At 31.8% G+C, this 21741-nt stretch carries 19 protein-coding genes, 3 pseudogenes, 1 riboswitch and 1 other annotated feature; of the genes and pseudogenes, 19 read left to right on the plus strand and 3 right to left on the minus strand.

Translation table 11 applies throughout. The annotated features are described in order from the left end of the window. The first annotated feature begins 134 nt into the window (after positions 1-134). Positions 135-1313 carry a macrolide family glycosyltransferase gene (locus MKX66_RS06585; RefSeq protein WP_341085806.1) on the plus strand — a complete coding sequence of 393 codons (1179 nt, stop codon included), beginning with the start codon at positions 135-137 and terminating at the stop codon, positions 1311-1313. A gap of 49 nt (positions 1314-1362) precedes the next feature. Here MKX66_RS06585 and MKX66_RS06590 read toward each other — a convergent pair whose 3' ends face one another. Continuing rightward, positions 1363-2046 (minus strand): aspartate/glutamate racemase family protein, encoded by a 684-nt coding sequence (locus MKX66_RS06590; RefSeq protein WP_002032436.1) that lies wholly within the window; start codon positions 2044-2046, stop codon positions 1363-1365. 150 nt (positions 2047-2196) lie between these two features. Further along, positions 2197-2312: riboswitch (SAM riboswitch) on the plus strand. Between the two features lie 139 nt (positions 2313-2451). Here MKX66_RS06590 and MKX66_RS06595 point away from each other — a divergent pair. From MKX66_RS06595 to MKX66_RS06610, 4 genes are all read left to right on the plus strand, one after another. After that, positions 2452-3000, plus strand: a complete 549-nt coding sequence (locus MKX66_RS06595) for an ECF-type riboflavin transporter substrate-binding protein (RefSeq protein WP_002013166.1) — start codon at positions 2452-2454, stop codon at positions 2998-3000. 10 nt (positions 3001-3010) lie between these two features. Continuing rightward, entirely contained in the window at positions 3011-4711 is a 1701-nt protein-coding gene (locus MKX66_RS06600; protein WP_002013167.1) for an ABC transporter ATP-binding protein, read from the plus strand. Continuing rightward, complete coding sequence (locus tag MKX66_RS06605; RefSeq protein ID WP_002189766.1) at positions 4704-5504, plus strand: energy-coupling factor transporter transmembrane component T family protein; 801 nt, start codon at positions 4704-4706, stop codon at positions 5502-5504. Before MKX66_RS06600 ends, MKX66_RS06605 begins: the two co-directional genes overlap by 8 nt. 135 nt (positions 5505-5639) lie before the next feature. Further along, entirely contained in the window at positions 5640-5738 is a 99-nt protein-coding gene (locus MKX66_RS06610) for a YjcZ family sporulation protein (protein ID WP_000007808.1), read from the plus strand. A gap of 99 nt (positions 5739-5837) precedes the next feature. Here the strand turns inward: MKX66_RS06610 and MKX66_RS06615 are convergent, their stop codons facing one another. After that, entirely contained in the window at positions 5838-7157 is a 1320-nt protein-coding gene (locus MKX66_RS06615; protein ID WP_033709154.1) for a sensor histidine kinase, read from the minus strand. A 46-nt stretch (positions 7158-7203) separates the two neighbouring features. Continuing rightward, positions 7204-8084, minus strand: a pseudogene (locus MKX66_RS06620) (serine/threonine protein kinase). Between the two features lie 126 nt (positions 8085-8210). Here MKX66_RS06620 and MKX66_RS06625 point away from each other — a divergent pair. From MKX66_RS06625 to MKX66_RS06690, 14 genes and pseudogenes are all read left to right on the plus strand, one after another. Then, positions 8211-8729 (plus strand): GrpB family protein, encoded by a 519-nt coding sequence (locus tag MKX66_RS06625; protein WP_341085807.1) that lies wholly within the window; start codon positions 8211-8213, stop codon positions 8727-8729. Between the two features lie 109 nt (positions 8730-8838). Continuing rightward, on the plus strand, positions 8839-9369 hold the full coding sequence (locus tag MKX66_RS06630) for a hypothetical protein (RefSeq protein ID WP_002032426.1): 531 nt from the start codon (positions 8839-8841) through the stop codon (positions 9367-9369). A gap of 12 nt (positions 9370-9381) precedes the next feature. Next, the gene (locus MKX66_RS06635) at positions 9382-10056 is read left to right on the plus strand and encodes a response regulator transcription factor (protein ID WP_215589718.1); all 675 of its coding nucleotides are present in this window, start codon (positions 9382-9384) and stop codon (positions 10054-10056) included. Further along, positions 10053-11471: a HAMP domain-containing histidine kinase gene (locus tag MKX66_RS06640; RefSeq protein WP_002189762.1), complete on the plus strand. Its 1419-nt coding sequence runs from the start codon at positions 10053-10055 to the stop codon at positions 11469-11471. Before MKX66_RS06635 ends, MKX66_RS06640 begins: the two co-directional genes overlap by 4 nt. Before the next feature lie 145 nt (positions 11472-11616). Further along, positions 11617-12606: a zinc-binding dehydrogenase gene (locus MKX66_RS06645; protein WP_002032421.1), complete on the plus strand. Its 990-nt coding sequence runs from the start codon at positions 11617-11619 to the stop codon at positions 12604-12606. A 273-nt stretch (positions 12607-12879) separates the two neighbouring features. Continuing rightward, a complete protein-coding gene (locus MKX66_RS06650) occupies positions 12880-13479 on the plus strand; it encodes an undecaprenyl-diphosphatase (protein ID WP_002141978.1) in 600 nt (199 codons plus the stop codon). 239 nt (positions 13480-13718) lie between these two features. After that, positions 13719-15857 carry a penicillin-binding protein gene (locus MKX66_RS06655; protein WP_002189760.1) on the plus strand — a complete coding sequence of 713 codons (2139 nt, stop codon included), beginning with the start codon at positions 13719-13721 and terminating at the stop codon, positions 15855-15857. A gap of 176 nt (positions 15858-16033) precedes the next feature. Beyond that, positions 16034-16291, plus strand: a binding site (T-box leader). Positions 16292-16356: 65 nt separating this feature from the next. Continuing rightward, positions 16357-17595: an MFS transporter gene (locus MKX66_RS06660; RefSeq protein WP_002189759.1), complete on the plus strand. Its 1239-nt coding sequence runs from the start codon at positions 16357-16359 to the stop codon at positions 17593-17595. A 113-nt stretch (positions 17596-17708) separates the two neighbouring features. After that, a pseudogene (locus tag MKX66_RS06665) lies at positions 17709-17912 on the plus strand (penicillin-binding protein); the annotation flags it as partial. Positions 17913-17969: 57 nt separating this feature from the next. Next, positions 17970-18140 (plus strand): annotated as a pseudogene (locus MKX66_RS06670) (GNAT family N-acetyltransferase); the annotation flags it as partial. 169 nt (positions 18141-18309) lie between these two features. Beyond that, positions 18310-18777: a DUF1453 domain-containing protein gene (locus MKX66_RS06675; RefSeq protein ID WP_341085808.1), complete on the plus strand. Its 468-nt coding sequence runs from the start codon at positions 18310-18312 to the stop codon at positions 18775-18777. 79 nt (positions 18778-18856) lie between these two features. After that, positions 18857-19363 carry a DUF3189 family protein gene (locus tag MKX66_RS06680; RefSeq protein ID WP_002013190.1) on the plus strand — a complete coding sequence of 169 codons (507 nt, stop codon included), beginning with the start codon at positions 18857-18859 and terminating at the stop codon, positions 19361-19363. Positions 19364-19555: 192 nt separating this feature from the next. Continuing rightward, the gene (locus MKX66_RS06685) at positions 19556-20362 is read left to right on the plus strand and encodes a DegV family protein (protein ID WP_002032412.1); all 807 of its coding nucleotides are present in this window, start codon (positions 19556-19558) and stop codon (positions 20360-20362) included. Between the two features lie 152 nt (positions 20363-20514). Further along, positions 20515-21738, plus strand: a complete 1224-nt coding sequence (locus MKX66_RS06690; RefSeq protein WP_341085809.1) for a methyltransferase domain-containing protein — start codon at positions 20515-20517, stop codon at positions 21736-21738. Positions 21739-21741 lie beyond the last annotated feature (3 nt).

Genomic DNA, 21741 nt, shown 5'->3' on the forward strand with positions numbered 1-21741 from the left:
AGATGCCTTTTTCAATGTCTGATAATTATTTATCAACCTAAAGTAGTAAGTATATTGGGACTATTAAGGGAAGATTGCTTGTAATAATAACAGTACGATTAATAAGAACATTGAATTGTAGGAGTGAGAAATAAGTGATGAATATTTTAATAGTTAATTTCCCTGCAGAGGGACATGTAAATCCTACATTAAGTTTAGTAAAGGCCTTTACTGAAAGAGGTGATAACGTACACTATATTACAACGGAAAGTTTTAAGGAAAGGCTTGAAGTTTTGGGAGCCATTGTACATACTCATCCGGATTTATTAAAGGAGATTTCTATTGATAATGAAACTTCATATGGATTAAAAACTTTCTTTCATGTACATGTTCAAACTTCTTTATACATATTAGAAATTACGAAACGATTATGTAAAAGCATTAATTTTGATTTCATAGTTTATGATATATTTGGTGCTGGAGAGTTAGTAAAGGAATATTTACAAGTTCCAGGCATAGTTTCCTCTCCTATATTTTTAATTCCACCAGTATTATTGGAAACCTTGCCTTTTCATCCAAATGCAGACATACAATTCCAACCCGATGAACTCTCTGAAAAGTTACTGTATCAAATGGAACATGAATTTGGAGTAAAGCCCAAAAGTAATCTTCAATTTATGCATAATAAGGGAGATATTAGTCTCGTGTATACAAGTCGTTATTTTCAACCTAATAGCGATTCGTTCGGAGAAAACAATGTTTTTATTGGACCGAGTATTATAAAGCGCAAAACAAATGTAAAGTTTCCACTTGAATTGCTTTCAAAAAAGAAAGTTATTTATATTTCAATGGGAACACTTCTCGAAGGGCTCGAACCATTTTTTAATACTTGTATTGATGCTTTTTCAAATTTCGAAGGGATTGTAGTAATGGCGATTGGTGATAGAAATGATATTTCAAAAATTAAGCAAGCGCCAGACAACTTTATTATACCCCCTTACGTACCTCAATCAGAAATATTAAGTGAAGCAGATGTTTTTATTACACATGGTGGAATGAATAGTGTGCACGATGCAATCCATTATAATGTCCCATTTGTGATAATACCGCATGATAAAGATCAACCTATGATAGCGCAAAGATTAACTGAGCTTGAGGCAGCACATAGATTATTGAAAGAGCATGTTAATGTGCAAACTTTAAAAAAGGCGGTAACAGACGTTCTTTCAAATAAAAAGTATAAACATGGCATTCAAAAACTGAATGAAAGTTTTTTAGAGTGTGGTGGTTCCAAAAGAGCCATTGCAGTTATTGATGCTCTTTTAAATAAATAGTTCGGATAATATAAAAGCATAGAGGCTCTACCTGTATGCTTTTATATTATTATCCAGCAAATTGTACAGCAGTATTCGCATGTAAATAAGCAGTATCAAAAACAGGAACAGATAGATCATTTTGGGAAATGAGCAAAGGAATTTCCGTACAGCCAAGTAGAATTCCTTCAGCCCCATTATTAATTAATGAATTGGTAATTTGTATTAGTTTTTCTTTTGATGTTTCTGAAATAACTCCTCTACTTAATTCATTTAATATGACGTGATGGATAAAAGTTCTTTCTTCGTCATTTGGGATGATTGTCTCAATGTTATATTTTGCTAGTCGTGATGTATAAAAATCTTCTTCCATTGTTTGTTTCGTTCCTAATAATCCGATCCGTTTTATATTCTGTTCTACCATTTCTTTAGCACTTACATCACCGATATGAAGAAGTGGGATTGATATTGCTTGTTCTACTTCCTCAGCAAATAGATGTACGGTATTAGAACACATTAGTAAACATTCAGCTCCTGAGTTTTCTACCTTTTTTGCTACCGTGACTAATTCATTTTTCACTTCTTCATATTGATGGTTTTGCAATAATGTAGTTACCTCCCCAAAGTCCATGCTATATAAAACAAGCTTCGCATTTTGATCATATTTAGAGAGAGTCAGTGTATTAATGTGTTTATAGTACAACGATGTTGATTCCCAACTTAGTCCGCCAATTAAGCCAATTACTTTCATCATGCATTCCTCCCGTAACAATTTTGAATTTATTATTTCATAATCCCGATAAGAATACAATGATTTAAGTGAACTATTTATCGAAAAATAAAAATAGTAAGAAAAGTATTGAAATTATTTATTGTTAGTGCCATAATACAGATTACAAATACATACTTATCCAGAGAGGTAGAGGGAACGGCCCTTTGAAGCCTCAGCAACCCCTATGTAATTACATAGGAAGGTGCTAATTCCGCAGAGGACACTATGTGTCTTTTGAAAGATAAGGGGATTCTTGTACGTGAAAGAAAATGACCTCTTATTTAAGAGGTCATTTTTTGTTGTATAGAAAGGAAGTGTCGATGCATAATTCATTTTCAAAATAAATATAGAGTATTAAAAGTTGAATAATACGAGAGGGGAATTGTAATGAACAAATTAACGACAAAGCTAGTAGTAGCTATTGGAATTGGAGCAGCTTTATACGGGGTATTAGGGCTTTGGGGATTTTCTATCGCGCCGAATACATTTATTAAACCCGCATTGGCTATTTTAACAGTTTTTGGAGCGTTATTTGGCCCGGTAGCAGGGCTTTTAATAGGACTCATCGGTCATACCGTTACAGATACGATCGCTGGTTGGGGTATTTGGTGGGGATGGGTTATTAGTTCAGGTATTATTGGTTTTGCAATGGGACTCATACAAAAAAGAGTTGGTTTTAGTGTAAAACATGGAACGTATAATAACCGTGATATTTCTTATTTTGCAATTGCAGGGTTAATTGGTATTGTCATAGCAATTATATTTGCTGGAGCATTCGATATTATTGTGATGGGAGAACCGTTTGACAAAATAGTTATACAAGTACTAGGCGCAACAATTGCAGACGTTATCGTATTTTTAGTTCTTGGCTTACCAATCACGATCGGTCTAGCGAAATCAAATAAGAAACATACACATTTAAAAATTGAAAAGTAGGGATGTATACATGCAACCAATTATTTCTTTTGAACAATTTACCTTTCAATATAGGCATACCACGCAGCCTACTTTAAAAGATATTACATTTCAAATATATCCTGGGGAAAAGGTACTTATCGCTGGACGAAGTGGTTCAGGTAAGTCAACATTAGCTCATTGTATAAATGGGCTAATCCCATTTTCTTACGAAGGGATAAGTACCGGTAACATTTTAATAGCTGGAAAGGATCCGAGAAAAGGTAGTGTTTTTGAACAGAGTAAACACGTAGGGACAATATTACAAGATCAAGATTCACAATTTATAGGCCTTACTGTCGAAGAGGATGTAGCATTTGCATTAGAAAACGATTGTGTAAATCAAATAGAAATGAAAAAGATTGTTACGGATTCTTTAAAAAAGGTAAGCATGCAGGACTTTCATACACAAAGTCCGCATGAATTATCAGGAGGTCAAAAACAGACAGTCTCTCTTGCAGGTCTGCTAACGACAAATGCCGATATATTATTATTTGATGAACCGTTAGCTAATTTGGATCCTGCATGTAGTTTGAATACAATAGAACTCATTAAAAATATACATGAGAAATATAATAAAACAATTGTAATTATTGAACATCGAATAGAAGAAATTTTAAACCTTGATTTAGATAAAATTATTTTAATAGATGAGGGAGAAGTTATTGCCGTTGGTTCACCGGATAGTATTTTAAATTCTAATATATTACCAAATATCGGACTAAGAGAACCTATTTATATAGAGGCGCTAAAGAAATTAAATTTTGATAGTAATAATGTTAGGGTATTTCCAATTGAAAATCTTCGTAATGCAGGCGTTCATAGCCTATTAAAGAACTGGATGCATAAGCAAGTTTCATCAAAAAACAAATATATTAAAAAAGCTTTATGCAAGATAGAAAATTTATCATTTACGTACAATAACAAACATACAGCCTTAGAAGATATCAACCTTTCAATAGGAGAGGGAGAAATAGTAGCGTTATTGGGTCATAATGGAGCAGGGAAATCGACATTAGCTCATACTCTTATAGGAATAAATAAAACGAAGAATGGGAGAATAACATTCGATGGAGAAAATATAAATTGTTGGTCTATTCGTAAACGCGGGGAAGTTATTTCTTACGTTATGCAAAACCCAAATCAAATGATTACACAGCCTACTGTTTTAGAAGAGGTTTCATATTCATTAAAATTAAAAAAGGTTTCTAAAGATGAGATTGAGAAAAGAGTCGAAAAATCTTTAAAAATTTGTGGATTATATCCATTTCGTAACTGGCCAATTCAGGCATTAAGCTATGGACAAAAAAAGAGGCTTACTATTGCATCTGTACTTATAACAAACCCAAAACTTATTGTATTAGATGAGCCGACAGCTGGACAAGATTATTACCATTACAAACAGTTTATGTCGTTTATTAGAAAACTGGCTGAAAAGGGCATATCCTTTATTATTATCACACACGATATGAATCTTGCTTTAGAATATGCAGATCGAGCGGTAGTTCTGCATGAAGGGAAAATTATTGCGGACAATACTGTATCTGCTGTTTTAGGGGATAAAGGAACGTTACAAAGAGCTAATCTACGGGAGATTTCATTAATAAAACTAGCTAAATTAAGCGGAATTCCAACTCCAGAAACATTTGTACAACTTTATATTGAAGCTAATAGGAGGGAGGAATATGCATAATACGTATTTGTATCGTATGGATGGTGCAATTAAATTATCTTTATTTATATTTTGTATGACACTTACTTTTTTATTTTTTGATTTTCGTATATTGCTAATTTTATTTATTATTGGATGTATCGGCCTCTTAATTGCAAAAATTCAATTGCGTAAAATTATAGTTATTTTCAGCGTTATATTTACATTTAGTTTATTAAATTCCGTTATGATTCTTTTCATTACGCCCACCCATGGATCGGAATTAACGGGATCGTATACCTCTTTTTTTTATATAGGTTATGCAACAATTACATATGAAACTTTATTTTATGCAGCTACACTTTCATTGAAATATTTTACGTTATTACCATTTACACTTCTTTTTATTTATACAACTCATCCAAGTGAATTTGTAAGCAGCTTAAATAAATTTGCTGTTCCTTATAAAATTACATATGCAATAAATATTGCACTGCGTTATATACCAAGTATTCAATCTGAATATATAATCATTAGACACGCGCAGGAAGCAAGAGGCGTACCTTTTGAAAAAGGAGAAGCGAGCTTGTGGATTCGTATGAAAAACCGTGTTTTAATTTTTTGGCCACTTATTATTCATTCATTAGAAAGGATTGATACTGTTTCAAATGCAATGGATTTAAGAGGTTTTGGAAAAAAGGATAAACGAACGTGGTACTATGCAAAAGACGCACAAAAGGAGGATTACATCACACTTTTTGTTGGTATTATCATTTTGATTATTGCAGTTTACTTAAAGCTGAATGTATTCCAAAGCTTCTGGTACCCATTTTAAAGCACTCTCAATAGAGTGCTTTTACTAATTTTTATAAAGACATGCTCAAAAAAGGGAGATATACATACTGTATAATACGAACCAGTTAAAATGATCAACTACCTATTAGTTTTCAAACCAAAAGGAGGAAAAAATATGAGTTTCGGCGGTTCTTGTGGTTTTGGTGGAGGTTTCGCTTTATTAGTTGTGTTATTTATTTTATTAATTATTGTTGGATGTAGCTGTTGGAGCTAAGGGTACTAATTTCTAATTAGTCTCTTCTAAATGTAAATTAAAAAAACATAGCAGATACTTTTTGTATCGAAATAAAAAAGGAGCCATTATGCTCCTTTTTTATTTATTATGCAACGTGCTCTCATTATTATATTTTGGGAATGTAATAGTTAAAGTAGTTCCTTTATTAACGATACTTCGGATTTTTAAACTGCCTCGCATCGTTTCAATAATTTTAACAGCAACCATCGTTCCTAAACCCGTACCTTTCGTTTTTGTACTAAAATATGGTTCGCCAAATCGATTAATTTGCTCTTGCGACATTCCAACTCCACTATCTTGAATCCTTATTATGACCTTATTATTGCTAACAGTTGCAGAAATAATTAGATTACCGCCACATGGCATTGCTTCTATACTGTTTTTTATTAAATTTAAAAAACATTGATGGAAGTGCTGTGTATTACCAATAATTGTTCCCTCTGAGAACTCTTTTGTAATATTAATAGTATTCATGTTACAAAAAGGCAACATCATATTAATAACTCGATTTAACTCGTGCTCCACTGAAATATGATCTAGTTTTTCTGAAGCCGGTTTGGCAAAAGTTAAGTAATCATCAATAATTGCTTGTGCACGATTTAATTCTTCAAGAATATGTTCAATATACTCATCTTTGGATTGTTGAGTTATATTGGGTGTTTTTAAAAGTTGTGTAAATCCTTTTACAACAGTCAATGGATTCCTTACTTCATGTGAAATACTTGCAGCGAGTTGGCTGACAATCTCCATTTTTTCAACTTTTATTAATTTTGATCGCATAAATATTGCATCTTTTAAAACCTCATTAAAATAGACCATAAATAATATTAAAATAGTTGGTAATAGAATGAAATAAATAATGTACAAATTATTCACTTCAAAATCTGATAGAGTTAAAACAATTACTGTTGTAAATATTGCAAGGAAAAAAGTTAAAAACATAGATGAAGTTACTTTTATTTTCCTATTGTATGTATTAAATTTTGATGATACGAATGCTGTAATTATTAACATCGTTCCATAAACAATGATTGTTAACAGGCTAAAACCATAAAACATAAAACGTATTATTAATAAAATCATGAGTAATGCAATACCGACTGGAAATCCACCATAAAGTGTACCAATTAAAAAGGGGATTTGTCTTAAATCGTGAATATAATTTTCATCCATATAGATGGGGTACCGCATACATAAAATTAGTGGGATACTCGTACAAAGAATGATAAGTAGTTTCTTATATTTCTTCCCGAAGTACCCACTATCATAAATAAAATAAAAAACAAATATACTGCTTAAAATATAAAGAAGATTATTTAAAACATTTTGATTAATGTAAACAAAGTTCATAATACATGCCTCGTTATCCTGAATTTCAATCCCATATGTATTATACATTATAAAAGTACAAGTTTTACATGTACTTTTACAATGTATTTAGTTTTTATAGATTTTCAGTGTTATAGGCTTTTAACCATGCATTATTAAACTCTTCCATTGACGCATAGCGCTCACTACGATTTTCATTTACAGCACGGTATGCTACTTCATATAAGCCTGCACTAGCTTCCCATTTCATAAAGGAACGATCTTGCCCGCCACCTAATAGTGCAAAGCTATAGCCCCCATATTAAATACATTAGTTTTCCCGTCTATCATAGCATTAAGTTGAAACTCTTCAGGTGACATAAAACGAGATGACCCCCACATTCGTCCCATCTTATTTACATACGGTTTGTTACTGTATAAATCAATATCACAAATTTTTGTTTCATTAGTTTTAAAGTTGTACAAAATACTACCGTCATAAAAATCAATAGCTACATAGTTTTTGTGTTCAACGTAAGTATGGAAATTAAGAATAGAATTTAATGAAACTAGCCTATTTTTAACGGATAATTTTTTATATTTATAAAATGGTGAGTTAGGATCATTATATTTTGCTGGGGGTGGGAAACTCCAGTGCGGGTGGAGACATTCACCGTCAAACCAATCAAAAATTAAAACATATCCATGTTGTACAGGGTAGTGATCAATTAAACTTATAAGAGAAACGTGTTTTAATTCATTGTATATAGTAACTGAGCTTTTTAATCTTTGTATAGCTTCATTTGTAGAAGCATTATATGCGAGTGTTTGTGCCCCTGCATATTTTATAAAGTTCTTTTTCCCATTCTTTTCAACACCAAAACTTATATTACCGGAATCTTGTTGGTCAAAAACCGCAAATACTGTACCTAGTTTTGTAAGCCAATCAAAATTATGATGTTTTTTTAGTTGGAATGTTATAGTATCTAACTGAATTTTAACTGGAATATCTTTCATAATTCACCTCAAATTTAATATAATTAAGTTGTCCATTACAGTATTCGACATATTTTGTGAAATCCCTATATTTATAAATTTAAATTTTATAAATATAATAATATATAGTTATAAGGAGGAAAGCAAATGGATGGAAAAATCATAATTAAACCGTACCAACAATATTGGCATACAGAGTTTTTAAATGAAAAAAATAAAATTGTGCCGTTACTCCATGAAGAAATTATTGCTATTGAACATATCGGAAGCACAGCTGTAGAAGGGTTAGGGGCTAAACCTCTTATTGATATGATGATCGGCGTAACAAATTTACAAATTACCGTAAATTGGAGGGAAGCCCTAGAAGAAATTGGCTATGAATATGTTCCTAAAAAAACACCTAATTGGCGTTTTTTTAGAAAAGGTAAATGGAGAGCTGGTACCCACCATTTACATGTTTATATTTATAATAACGAGGAATGGAGGAACAACCTTTTATTTCGAGACTTTCTAATAAATCATGAGTGGGCACGTGAAGAATATAGAGTATTAAAAGAGATGCTTGCTGCTGAATATCCTTTTGATCGTGTTTCATATACAAATGCAAAAGCACCGTTTATTTGCAACATATTAGAATTGGCCAAAAAAGAGATAAATAAAATATAAGTAGTTTGCAGATTCTCATTTTATTTTAATCTTTCTCTCATGTTATTCTCTCTTTTACTTGATACACTGCTGATTATAGAGCTTTTGAGTCAAAAGGAGATTATATAAAATGAAGAAAATACTTAGAAATAAATGTTTCCATATATATGTTAAAATAATCGGTATTACTTTTATTGTTTGTAGTGTAGAATTGCTATTTATTAATGTTTTGTACGGGAATGTATTAAATGTACAATGGCTAAATAAGAAATTAGGTTCTTTAGGTGAATACGGGGTAATTATAGCTGCATCATTATGGTTCTTACGTCATATATGGTTATTTTTAAAGAAGAAACATATTCACAGATTTAAAATAATTAAAGAGCTATATCTTTTTATAAAACATTTTCACGTATTAATTGGATACGCTGTAATAGCTGTTGCGACTACTCACGGTGTTTACTTTTTAATAAAAGGAAGTCGGCATATTATGCTAGTATACAGTGGTATATTTTCTCTTTTAACCTTAATAGCATTAGGGATTGCGGGATTTGTTTTACAACAAACTAATAAGAAAACGAAATTGATAATGTATCGAAAAACACATCAAATCGTTGCAATTATATTCGGAATAGAATTACTTATTCATTTAATCGTATAGGAGGAAGTATCGTTGCAACAAATACTAATTATTGAGGATGAGGAAAGCTTAGCAGATTTTTTAGAATTAGAATTAAAGTATGAAGGATATATAGTAGATATACAACTTGATGGAAGAAAGGGATTAGAAGCAGCACTTGAAAAGAATTACGATCTCATATTACTTGATTTAATGTTACCAGGATTAAACGGACTGGAAGTATGTCGTCGACTAAGAGCAACTAAAAGTACACCTATTATTATGTTGACTGCTCGTGATAGTATTATGGACCGTGTGACAGGGTTAGATAGTGGAGCTGATGATTATCTTCCAAAACCGTTTGCAATTGAAGAACTTTTAGCACGTATGAGAGTGATTTTTAGGAGAGAAGAAAATACAGAGCAAAAGCACGCATCATTTCTTTCGTTTAAAGATCTACAGCTTCAGATTGAATCTCGAACTATAACTAAAGGAAATGAAGAAATTGAACTTACAAATAAAGAATTCGAGCTACTGCTTATGTTTATGAAAAATATTAATCGAGTTCTTACCCGTGATATTTTACTGGACCAAGTATGGGGTTATGATGCAATGGTTGAGACGAATATAGTCGATGTATATGTTCGTTATTTACGTAATAAGTTACATAGTGTGGATAAGGAGGAGTATATCCAAACAGTCCGCGGTGCTGGATATATAATGAAATGATAAAAAACATTGTGCACCGAATTCGAAATTTACCTATAAAGTGGAAATTAACACTTTGGTCCACTACACTAGTATTCATTTTGTTTATTTTGTATAGCACGTTACAATTCATTGTAATTAATAAGTGGACTATAGATTATGAACAGAAACAAATAAACAGACAATTGACAGAAATAGCGGCATATTTTCAAGATAAAAACGAAATGCTCTCGAGCAAAACATTTGAAAATAGTAAAGAATTTCTAAATAATATGATTGATAAACATCAAATGATTCGTATTATCGGAAATGATGGAAAGCCCATTGTTACTGTTTCTCGAGATTTTAATGAAGCTTGGATAAAACCAAAACAGGTTACCCAAGATGAATCCTTAATAAAAAGACATATAGAAGATCGAATATTAGTTGAGCGCATACCAATTCAAACAAAAAAATTCACGGGAACTATTGAACTTACGAAAAACTTAGAGACATTTGATCATTTATTAAAAATTATCTTAGTGGTAATGGTCTTTGCAGGGATATGTGGATTAGTGTTTAGTTTTTTAGGCGGAATACTTATAACGAAAAAGCTTTTATCAAGTGTTCAAAACATAACGGATACGATGAAGCGTATTAAGAAAAACGGACTAAATGAAAGAGTTCCAGTACGAGAAAATAATGATGAACTCGCAAAATTATCGATTCTTTTTAATGAAATGATGGATGAAGTGGAAACTTCTTTTACACAGCAAAAACAGTTTGTAGAAGACGCATCGCATGAATTAAGAACACCATTAACAATTATTCAAGGGCACTTATCAATGCTGAATCGATGGGGGAAAAATGATCCAGCTATATTGGATAAATCTCTTCAATCCAGTTTAAAAGAAGTAGATCGATTAAATAAATTAGTTTCAGAATTGCTAGAGCTATCAAGGGCTGAATCAGAACAGATACATCCAATAGCAGCTGAACGAGTCCATGTTAATAGCGTATTAAAACAAGTTACACAAAACTTTGCAATACTGCAAACTGACTTTCAATTTGATATGAAATTGGATGCAGATGAAGCGTATGTTTCAATACCATCATCTTACTTAGAACAAATAATTATTATTGTAATGGATAATGCAGTGAAATATACAAAAGAAGCTAATAAGTATATTTGCATTGAATCAAGTATGCGGTCAGGCAAAATTAAAATCCGCATAATAGATCATGGGGCAGGAATACCTGAAGCAGATTTACCATTTGTTCTTAACCGTTTTTATAGAGTTGATAAAGCGAGAAGCCGAAAACAAGGTGGAAATGGGCTAGGTTTATCAATTGCAAAAAGGCTTGTAGAAAAATATAACGGAGCTATTCAATTAGAGAGTAAAGAAAACGAAGGAACAATTGTTACAATTACATTTCCTGATACTACACATGAATAGTTAAAGGTAAAAAATTCTTTTTGAAAATACTCTTTAAAAGGAGGAATACATTTTGTATTTCCTCCTTTTTTGATGCTTAGTAATCAAATTATTTTATTTATTTCGATATTTAAAGTACATTGAAAGGATTAAGGGGGAATAATTAATGAAAGCTATTGTACATCAACATAAAAAAGGGTTAGAAGGTTTAGAATATAAATTATCACCGGAGATAACTCCTAATGTGGGGGAAGTTAAAGTGAAATTAAGAGCAGCAGGTTTAAATCATCGTGATTTATTTATAATGAATAATAGAAAAGAAATGGAACTACCATTAGTTTTAGGGTCAGATGGTGCAGGTATTGTTATAGAACTAGGAGAAGGAGTTTCAAATATTTCACTACATACCGAGGTTATTATTAACCCTAGTATTGGATGGAATAATACTCATGAAATACCAGAGTTACCTGAAGTACTAGGTGGACCAGCCGATGGAACGTTTGCTGAATATGTTATTGTACCAGCAGAAAATGTAGTGGAAAAGCCATCATATCTTACGTGGGAAGAATCTGGCGTTTTATCTTTATCGGCATTAACTGCATATAGAGCGCTTTTTACAAAAGGTAGATTAAAACCTGAAGAACATGTCCTAATTCCGGGAATCGGCGGTGGTGTAGCTACTTATGCTATGTTATTTGCTAAAGCAATTGGAGCAAAGGTGAGTGTTACTTCAAGGATAGAGGGAAAAAGAAAGGCTGCTGAAAAATATGGTGCAGACTTTTCTTTTAATAGTTCTGGTAATTGGGAAGAGTGCCTACATGGAGAGAAAGTGGATTTAATTATAGATAGTATAGGTCCGGCGACTTTCTTAAAATATTTTGATATATTAAAACCAAATGGAAGAATCGTTAACTTTGGTGCAAGTTCAGGAGATAAAATCGAATTACCGTTACGAGCATTATTTTATAATCAAATTGATATTATGGGAACATCAATGGGAAGCCGTGAAGAATTTAATGAGATGGTTCATTTTATAGAGAAACATAATATTAAACCAATTATTGATAAAGTATATCCATTAGAAGAAGCAATCCAAGCTTTAAATCGAATGCAGCAAGGAGAACAATTCGGTAATATTGCCCTTCGTATGGAATAAGAATATGATTTCGTAACTAATATATTTAAATGAATATGTTATGTATTATATTCATGCATAGAGTGTTCACCATACTATTTAAAATGGTTTACAACCTTTATACATATTTAGCTCGTGTAAATAGTTACGCCATTGTCAAATGAATAGTAGCAAAATGAGAATTAGATGAGAAAAGTTTAAGTCCATTTTCATATTGATGTTGTATACTGTGTAAATCAAGAACACTTGTATCTTTATTTAAAGTACAATGAGTAATAATAAGGAGAGAGTAATATGAATTACACAGTATTTCAATGGATTAATAACTTTGCTGGATCATCCAAGCTATTAGATACGCTAATGATCGCTATTACAAATAGTGCTGCATATGTAGCAATACTATTTATGCTTATCCTATGGTTCAATAATGGAAAGAAAGAGAATGCAATTAGAAAACAATATACAGTGTTATATACGACACTTTCAGTTAGTATTGCATTATTAGTAAATGTTCTTATACATGCGGTATATTACCATCCGCGTCCTTTTATAACACATCATGTAAATCAATTAGTACCGCATGCAGCAGATTCATCATTTGTAAGTGATCATTCTGTACTCGTATTTTCGATTGCTTTCGTATTTATTCTAAGAGGAGAAAAACTTAAATATATCGCGTTAATATGGGCAATATTAGTCGGTGTATCACGCATGTACGTAGGCGTTCATTATCCTCTAGATATACTTGGTGCTGCGTTCTTAACATTTATTACAAGTGGATTAGTGATGCAAAGCGCACGTATATTTGAACCGTTAGCAAGTTTTATTTTCAAAATGTATGCACTAGTAGCAAAACGAGTTCCTTTTTTAGCGAAATATAACCACATAGCGTAAACTTAAGAACCTACCAAAAAGTAGGTTCTTTTTATTTGAAGATTCGAAAAATTTCACTCACCGTATTTTATATTAAAAAATACAAAATTAATAAAAAATAAATAGCAACAGAACTGGTTTTCTTATTGTTATAGAGGAATTAGTAAAAAAACTTCGAAAAATATAGTATCTACTATATTAAAGAACATATTTAGTAGCGCATCTTCGCATTAATGCACTGTAAAGGAAAGGAGATTAGTATGCATAAACTTCAAACGAATAAAGGCGCTCGATATATGATGATTGCTTTTATTGTTTTGTTTCTTACTATGCTTTTACGTATATTTTATATTCAAGCAGTAGGAGTCGTGCATAATGTTAATGTAAAGGATCTTGCGAAGGAACAACAAAACAAAAATGGAGTTTTAGAGGCAAATCGCGGGACAATTTATGATCAAAACGGTAAAGTATTAGTCCAAGACTCAACGACATATCGCATCGTTGTAAACCTAAAAGGAAAAGATAAATTAAAAGATAAAGAAGACACCGCACAACGTTTAGCAGATGCGCTTGAAGTTGATAAAGAGGAGATCATGAAAAATTTTCACGAAGGACGTACGCAAGTTGAAATTGGTAAAATTGGACGTAACTTATCTAGAGAAGCGAAGGAAGAGATTAATAATTTGAAAATACCAGGTGTATCTTTTACAACAGAAAAAGCCAGAGTATACCCAAATGAAGATTTCGCCTCGTATATACTTGGTTTTGCAAGACCAGACGATAAAGGTAATGCGGTGGGGAAGTTTGGGCTTGAAGAAAGTTTGGATAAATATTTGCGCTCTACAAATGGTAATGTTTCATATGTAGGTTCAAGAAAAGGAATCCCACTTACAAATGATATAGGAAAAGTAGAACCTGCTAAAAATGGAAATAACGTATACCTTACGCTTGATAAACAAATTAATAGTTTTTTAGAAGACGCGATGAATAAAGCGGCGCAACACTATGACCCTTCTATGTTAGTAGGAATTATTGCAGATCCAAAAACAGGTAAGATTTTAGCAATGTCTAGTAAGCCTAGTTATAATCCTAACAAGGGAGACATTGAATATTTTTTAAACGATCCAATTGCGAATGCATTCGAACCAGGGTCTACAATGAAAGTTTTTACATTAGCTTCTGCAATTAATGAAGGTGTATATAACGGGAAAGAATATTTCCAATCAGGAAAATACGCAGTTGGTTCAGCAGAGATTAAAGATCATAATGGCGGCTATGGATGGGGCTCAATTACATTTGATGAAGGGTTTGAACGGTCATCGAACGTTGCTTTTTCTATTTTAGAAGACCAGTTACTGAAACCAAATAAATTCAAGCAATATATGAATAAATTTGGTTTCAATCAAAAAACAGGGATAGATTTACCTGGAGAAAGTAAAAATACATTATTGTTAAATACTCAAATTCAACAAGTTACTACTTCTTTCGGCCAAGGCTCAACTGTAACTCCTATTCAAATCGTACAAGCGGCCACAGCTATAGCAAATGACGGGAAAATGATGCAACCTTATATTGTTGATAAGGTTGTAAATCCAACAAATAAACAAGTTATTATGGAAAATCAACCTAAAGAAATAGGGAATCCGATTAAAAAAGAAACTGCAGAAGAGGTAAGGAACTTAATGGAGCGAGTTATTACTTCATCAAAAGGAACGGGAACGATGTATAAAATTGATGGCTATCCGATTGGTGGTAAAACAGGGACAGCGCAAATTCCGAATCCTGAAAATGGACGATATATGGAAGGGAAAGATAATTATATTTTTTCATTCTTAGGAATGGCTCCAATTGATGATCCACAATTAGTCGTATATTTAGCCATTAAGCAACCTAAATTAAAGGGGAATGAATACGGTGCTCAGCCTCTTGCTGAAATTTTTAAACCAGTTATGAAAAATAGTCTAGAATATTTAAAAGTGAAACCATATACAGAAAAGCAAATGGCAGATGCAACAAAGCAATCTGAAATAAAAGTACAAAATTATGTAAATCAAACAATGGATACTGTAAAAAATATTGCAGAAAAAGAGAAACTTCAGCCGGTATTATTAGGAGAAGGAAAGATAATAAAACAATATCCACAGACTAGCGAAGTAATGAGTGAAGGAGATCGCATACTTCTAGTAGGAAGTAATGTGAAAATGCCTAACCTAAAAGGTTGGTCAATGCGTGATGTTATGTATTTCTCCAAGCTATTAAAATTAGATTTAAAAACTTCAGGTATGGGCTATGTAACGAGTCAAAGTATTGAAAAAGGACAAGATTTACAAGAGGGTGACACTTTAGAACTAGAATTAGAACCACCGCTACAACCGTTAGTAGAGGCAAACACGAATTAATTTGGAAATTTTGAAGGGCCTATATATAATTGGCTCTTTTTTTTAGAGATTCAACTAATTTCACACACCGTAATTTTTAGAAAAAATAATAAATAAGACTATTAACATTGGCATAGCTTGAAATATCTGATTATTTATTATTTACAGTTAAATAGTTATGTGATAATATGGAAAAACCAAATGCAGTGAAGAGAAGAGTAGATAAAATGAATTTTTCACAGAGAGCTCCATTTAGCTGAAAAGGAGCAAAAATTCTTTATTGAATCAAGCCTCTGAGCAGCACATCGGAACCTTTTAAAAGTGGATGGTGTGACGGGAGCTCCCGTTATAGAGCTAAGGTATAAGCATGAAAATAGTGCAGTACCTGATAAGGTTAATATGGCGACATATTAACAAACTAGGGTGGCACCGCGATGATAAATCTCGTCCCTAAGACTAAAAGTCTTGGGGGTGGGATTTTTTTGTTTTTTTAAAACAATTTAGAAAGTGGGTGCCTAAAGTGAAAAAATTACTTAAAGATTGGAAATATCCTTTATTACTATTGTCCGGAGTTGGTATTGCGAATTTAGGTGCATGGATTTATTTAATCGCACTGAATGTACTTGTCTATAATATGGGTGGCTCAGCCTTAGCTGTCGCTACTTTATATGTGATAAAACCATTAGCCACTTTATTTACAAACGCTTGGTCAGGAAGTATGATAGATCGTTTAAATAAACGAAAGTTAATGATTCACCTCGATATATATCGAGTAGTATTTATCGCTATTTTACCCTTGGTTCCATCCCTTTGGATTGTCTATCTCTTAGTATTTTTTATAAGCATGGCCAGTGCGATTTATGAACCAACTGCTATGACATATATGACGAAATTAATTCCAGTAGAGCAAAGACAACGTTTCAACTCACTACGTAGTTTAATAGGATCTGGTGCATTTTTAATTGGTCCAGCAGTAGCGGGGATATTATTAATAACTGGTACACCAGAGTTTGCTATATATATGAATGCTATAGCATTTCTGTTATCAGGGTTCATTACATTACTTTTACCTAATCTTGATAAAAAAGACGATTCTAATACATCCAATGATAAATTTTCACTAACTGTATTAAAGAAAGATTGGAACATAGTTTTAAATTTTAGTAAAAAATCTATGTATATTGTTTGTGTTTACTTCTTATTTCAAGGGATGATGGTTTTAGCTACCGCTATAGATTCACTTGAACTATCGTTTGCGAAAGAAGTTTTATTGTTAACAGATAGTGAGTATGGCTTCCTAGTTAGTATCGCTGGAGCGGGTTTTATTTTAGGAGCCATAACAAATACAATTTTATCAAAAAAATTAGCACCTTCATTTCTAATTGGGATAGGATCATTATTCATTGCAATCGGATATTTGATTTATGCTTTTTCAAGTGAGTTTTTAATAGCTGCTATCGGATTCTTTATTCTATCTTTCTCTATGGCATATGCAAATACAGGATTTTACACATTTTATCAAAATAACGTTCCGGTTCATATGATGGGACGAATCGGGAGTATATACGGGCTCATTATAGCTGTTTTAACAATTTTTATAACGATTCTGTTCGGCGTTGCAACTCAATTCACTTCTATGCAACTTGTGGTCATTGTAGGAGTACTGGTAATGCTACTTATTACTATCATATTGTGCGTGTTTACCTTATTACCATCGCAGTCTAAGATATATTCCGCTGAATCAATAAAATCGAAATAGTTACCTTGATTTTTATTTGAAACTAAAGGGTGGGTGAATAGGAGGTTTCTTTACCCTATATATGGAAAAATAATAAGGGGAAAGAACAATACCAATAAACAAGGGTGGTTATTATGATAAAAACAAAAGATCAAATAGAGAAAATTGTAAAAGAAATACATCAGAATATAGATTTTTCTGGGATAGTCTTAATAAAAAAAGATGATGATATTATCTATGAAAATTCATTTGGATATGCTAACCGAAGTGAATGTATAAACAATACACTACAAACAAGATTTGGAATTGCCTCAAGATGCAAATTATTTACTGCTATCATAAAGGGGCAGGACCTGAAAAACTAATGGTAGAAATAGAAGTAGCTTTTTAATTACATGGATATAAAAATTAGTGCATATAAAAAAGAAGACGAAATAGGCTAGGTACGTTGCCGTGCGTTATCTTTTTTAGATACAGCATATTATGACAATGTACTTAGAGCGAAAGAAAAATATGAAAATCCCGCAATTGAACTAGTAGCTATATATGAAGACCAAGTAGTAGGAGACGTATGAGTAAAAAGTACGTCTTTTTACTTTTATAAATAATGCTTAAGGCTGATGGGAAATTACATTCCATATTATACAAATTAAAGTAGCTATCGTATTTCAAGTATGATATGAACAGAGACGAATATAATTTTCAAAGGTAAACAAGTATATAGGAGGACTCTAAATGGATATTCTATTTGTTATTCTACTTGTTATTCTTATAATTGTATTAATTCAAGGTAAGGAATACAAAGTGAATATTAATCGTATTTGGCTCATTCCGGCTTTGCTGTGCTTTGTAACAATCCAGTCCATTATTCATATGGGACAATTAAATATATTGCAAGGACTTCTCTTCGTTGCAATGCTTGGAATTGGATTGGGTCTTGGAGTTATTAGGGGAAAAGCTTTAACATTTCGATTAGATAGTGAAACAGGTCATGTATTACGAAAAGGAAATTGGTTAAATACAATTATTCTCCTTGTTATTTTAGGTGCGAAAATCGTGATTAAGCAAAGTATGTTTCCTGGCAGTACTCACCACACATTAATGGTTGTAACGAATGCCTTTTTATGTATCACATTAGGTACCGTAATTAGTAGACGCTATTATATTTGGAAAAAATATAATGAATTAACACAAAAAGCGTAAATACATTCGTCCCTTGTTTAACAACGCTGTGAACGGTAATACTAAATAATATTGAACTTTTACAACAAGGGATGATAATATGATATTCATTTACACAGATTTCGGTGGAACGCATTCAACTGCACTCGCTGCAGCTTATCATTTAAATAAATTACCAACAGATCGTAAGTTAACGAAAGAAGAAATATTAAATGTAGATTACTTTAATAAATTGAAAACAGAGGATATGGGAAAGATTATTTTTCATGGACAAGATGAATATGGGAATCCTGTATATACAATTGGGTGCGGGGCATCCAAAGTCGTTGTACCTGCGATGAAGCATTTAGGAGAGATTCTGCAAAAACATTATCACAGCCATGAAAAGATTATTTTTTCTAATACATCACCAACAGTTCCTTTACCAATGACTTTCGGTGGTCTGTTTTCTAGAAGGTTCCATATCGACTTTATCGGCGTACCATTACTCGTATGGGGAGCAAAACTTAGCTGTGATAACATACAAAGGCTTGTTAATTATACGAAAGAAGCTGGCCGATTGACGAATGATTATGTTGTAATTTTAGATAACGAAACATTTAAGTAATATTAAAAGAAGGCCGGGAAATTTTGTGGTTTTCTTTTTTTTGATAAATAGACAAAAAACATTCACATTTATTATTACATCTACTATAGCCAAAATAATAAAGTCCTGTTACTATTACAGGGGATATTCTCTTTTCGTAAGATAAATATATAGAAAAGTCAGAAAAGAGGAACAGAATAAGGGAGGAACAACATGAAGCGTGTTGCTTGGTTTACTGATAGTACAACTGCGAGTTTTACAACAGATGGTGATAACTTTGTTATCCCAATTGAAGTTATTATTGATGGAGTGTCTTATAAGGATTGTGAAGAAGGAGTTCATAAACATCTTTATGAAGCGTTAAATGATGGAAGAACAGTTACTACTTCGCAACCTAACATAGGGGAAATGGTAGAATTATTTACTAAATGCAAAGAAGAATATGAAGAAGGCTTTGCAGTTGCTATTAGCGGAAAAGTAAGTGGGACCTATCAAAATATGAAGTTAGCTGCTGATATGGCAGGTTTCCCTTTAACTGTATTAGATAGTGAAACGACAAGTTATCCAATGGATGAACTTTTGAGAAAAGCTAAAACGTTATACAATGATGGTATGACTTTACAAGATATACATAAAACATTAGTAGATGAAAAAAGAAGGCCTTTTTATGTATTTCCAAAAAGCTTAAAAGGTTTATATGCAAGTGGTCGAGTAAAGGGAGTTCAATTTTTACTTGGAAGTTTATTAAGTGTCAACTTAATCTTAGAAGTAAAAGGCGGGGAACTTTTACTTGAAAAGAAAGTGCGTAAAATCCAAAAATGTAGAGAATACATTAAAAATGAGCTTGAAAAAGAATTACCAAAAGTACTTCATATGTTCTATGCTAACGATAAAGATGGAGCTGAAGAATGGATTTTAGATATTAAACAAGCATTCCCTGAAATGGATTTCAAGCTTTATCCATTGCCGATTTCATTTGCTGTTCATGCAGGTGAAGGAACAATAGCAATTAGTTATTAAGAGGAAAACCCGTGAATAATTCGCGGGTTTTTTTATTATATAAAAGCTTCATTACATCATTCTCGTATCATAAATAATAATGTATAGATAAAAGGATTTTCTACTAAAAAAAAGAAGTATGTATAAACAAATATTATAATGGTAGTGATATTATGAAAATCGGAAAGTTTGGAGAAAAAAACAATATAAGTATAGATACAATTAGACATTATATGGATCTCGGACTAATTATTCCTGAAAAGAAGGGTAGCCATTATTTTTTTGATGAGTATTGTCAAAAAGATATAGAGCTTATATTAGAGTACAAATGGCTAGGTTTTAGTTTGAATGAAATTAAAGAACTTTTTCTTTATCAAAATTTAGCAAAATCTATGAATTACGAAAAAGATACTCTTTACCAATCTTTATTTAAATCGAAATACGAAATGTTTGAACAAGAAATACAAATTTTAGAGGAGAGAAGGGATAAATTAAAAGAAGTGTTAAATGATTTATCGCTAACAAATGAAACTCCGAATTCTATTATTGGAATAGATTTAAGCGTACTTCATTTACTTACATGTTCTAAGTGTAGCAAAAACCTAATTCTTCAAAATGGAATTATTAATTGCAATCAAATTACAGAGGGAAAGTTAATTTGTAACTGTGGGGAAGAATACATTATTACTTCAGGTATTCTAACAGCTGGCAATTTATTTAAAGCATATGAGCGATCTTCACTTGAAAGTTCTATTTCAGATTATATTCATGAAACTGATACTGCATATTTGGAAAATATGCATAGAGAAGGAGAATGGGCGAAAAAGAAACTAATGCAATTAGATTTAAATAACAAAATACTACTTGATTTAGGATCGGGTCTTGGGTTCTTTTTACGAAATATTTATGAAGAACTACCAGAAGATTGTTTATATATTGCTGTTGATCGAGATTTGAATAAACTTCTATTTTTAAAAGATGTAATTGAAAAAAGAAATTCCAAAAGAAACATTCTTTTTATTTGCGCTGATTTTTTAAGTATACCTATTCAGAATCATTCTGTTGATATTGTAATTGATCAGTCTGGTACAAGTAATTACAGTTTTGAGCATGAAAATTTTTTATTGCACGAATTAAACTATCTATTCAAACCTGATTGTTATTTATTAAGTTCATTTATTGTATTTAAAAATTTTAGCATAAATAGCCAAATTACAACTAGATTAAGAGATAATTTTACGTCTTCAAAAGTCAAGGGAGAAATCCAAAAGCTACAGTTTAATTCCATAGATGAAAGAACTTCAGAATATATAGAACGAGGAGGAAAATACGAGGATTTCTTTGTTCAAGGAGAAGAAATTTATACATATTCATTTTTCGGAAAAAGATGGGGTTAACCC

Origin of the sequence: Bacillus sp. FSL R9-9530 (assembly GCF_038008145.1) — a bacterium.
GTDB lineage: Bacteria > Bacillota > Bacilli > Bacillales > Bacillaceae_G > Bacillus_A > Bacillus_A mycoides.

Coding starts and splice junctions, on each gene's coding strand:
- MKX66_RS06680 (WP_002013190.1), top strand. CDS start 18,857: ATGATATTCATTTACACAGATTTCGGTGGAACGCATTCAACTGCACTC.
- MKX66_RS06640 (WP_002189762.1), top strand. CDS start 10,053: ATGATAAAAAACATTGTGCACCGAATTCGAAATTTACCTATAAAGTGG.
- MKX66_RS06690 (WP_341085809.1), top strand. CDS start 20,515: ATGAAAATCGGAAAGTTTGGAGAAAAAAACAATATAAGTATAGATACA.
- MKX66_RS06605 (WP_002189766.1), top strand. CDS start 4,704: ATGCATAATACGTATTTGTATCGTATGGATGGTGCAATTAAATTATCT.
- MKX66_RS06655 (WP_002189760.1), top strand. CDS start 13,719: ATGCATAAACTTCAAACGAATAAAGGCGCTCGATATATGATGATTGCT.
- MKX66_RS06685 (WP_002032412.1), top strand. CDS start 19,556: ATGAAGCGTGTTGCTTGGTTTACTGATAGTACAACTGCGAGTTTTACA.
- MKX66_RS06610 (WP_000007808.1), top strand. CDS start 5,640: ATGAGTTTCGGCGGTTCTTGTGGTTTTGGTGGAGGTTTCGCTTTATTA.
- MKX66_RS06630 (WP_002032426.1), top strand. CDS start 8,839: ATGAAGAAAATACTTAGAAATAAATGTTTCCATATATATGTTAAAATA.
- MKX66_RS06645 (WP_002032421.1), top strand. CDS start 11,617: ATGAAAGCTATTGTACATCAACATAAAAAAGGGTTAGAAGGTTTAGAA.
- MKX66_RS06615 (WP_033709154.1), bottom strand. CDS start 7,157: ATGTATAATACATATGGGATTGAAATTCAGGATAACGAGGCATGTATT.
- MKX66_RS06590 (WP_002032436.1), bottom strand. CDS start 2,046: ATGATGAAAGTAATTGGCTTAATTGGCGGACTAAGTTGGGAATCAACA.
- MKX66_RS06675 (WP_341085808.1), top strand. CDS start 18,310: ATGGATATTCTATTTGTTATTCTACTTGTTATTCTTATAATTGTATTA.
- MKX66_RS06625 (WP_341085807.1), top strand. CDS start 8,211: ATGGATGGAAAAATCATAATTAAACCGTACCAACAATATTGGCATACA.
- MKX66_RS06650 (WP_002141978.1), top strand. CDS start 12,880: ATGAATTACACAGTATTTCAATGGATTAATAACTTTGCTGGATCATCC.
- MKX66_RS06600 (WP_002013167.1), top strand. CDS start 3,011: ATGCAACCAATTATTTCTTTTGAACAATTTACCTTTCAATATAGGCAT.
- MKX66_RS06595 (WP_002013166.1), top strand. CDS start 2,452: ATGAACAAATTAACGACAAAGCTAGTAGTAGCTATTGGAATTGGAGCA.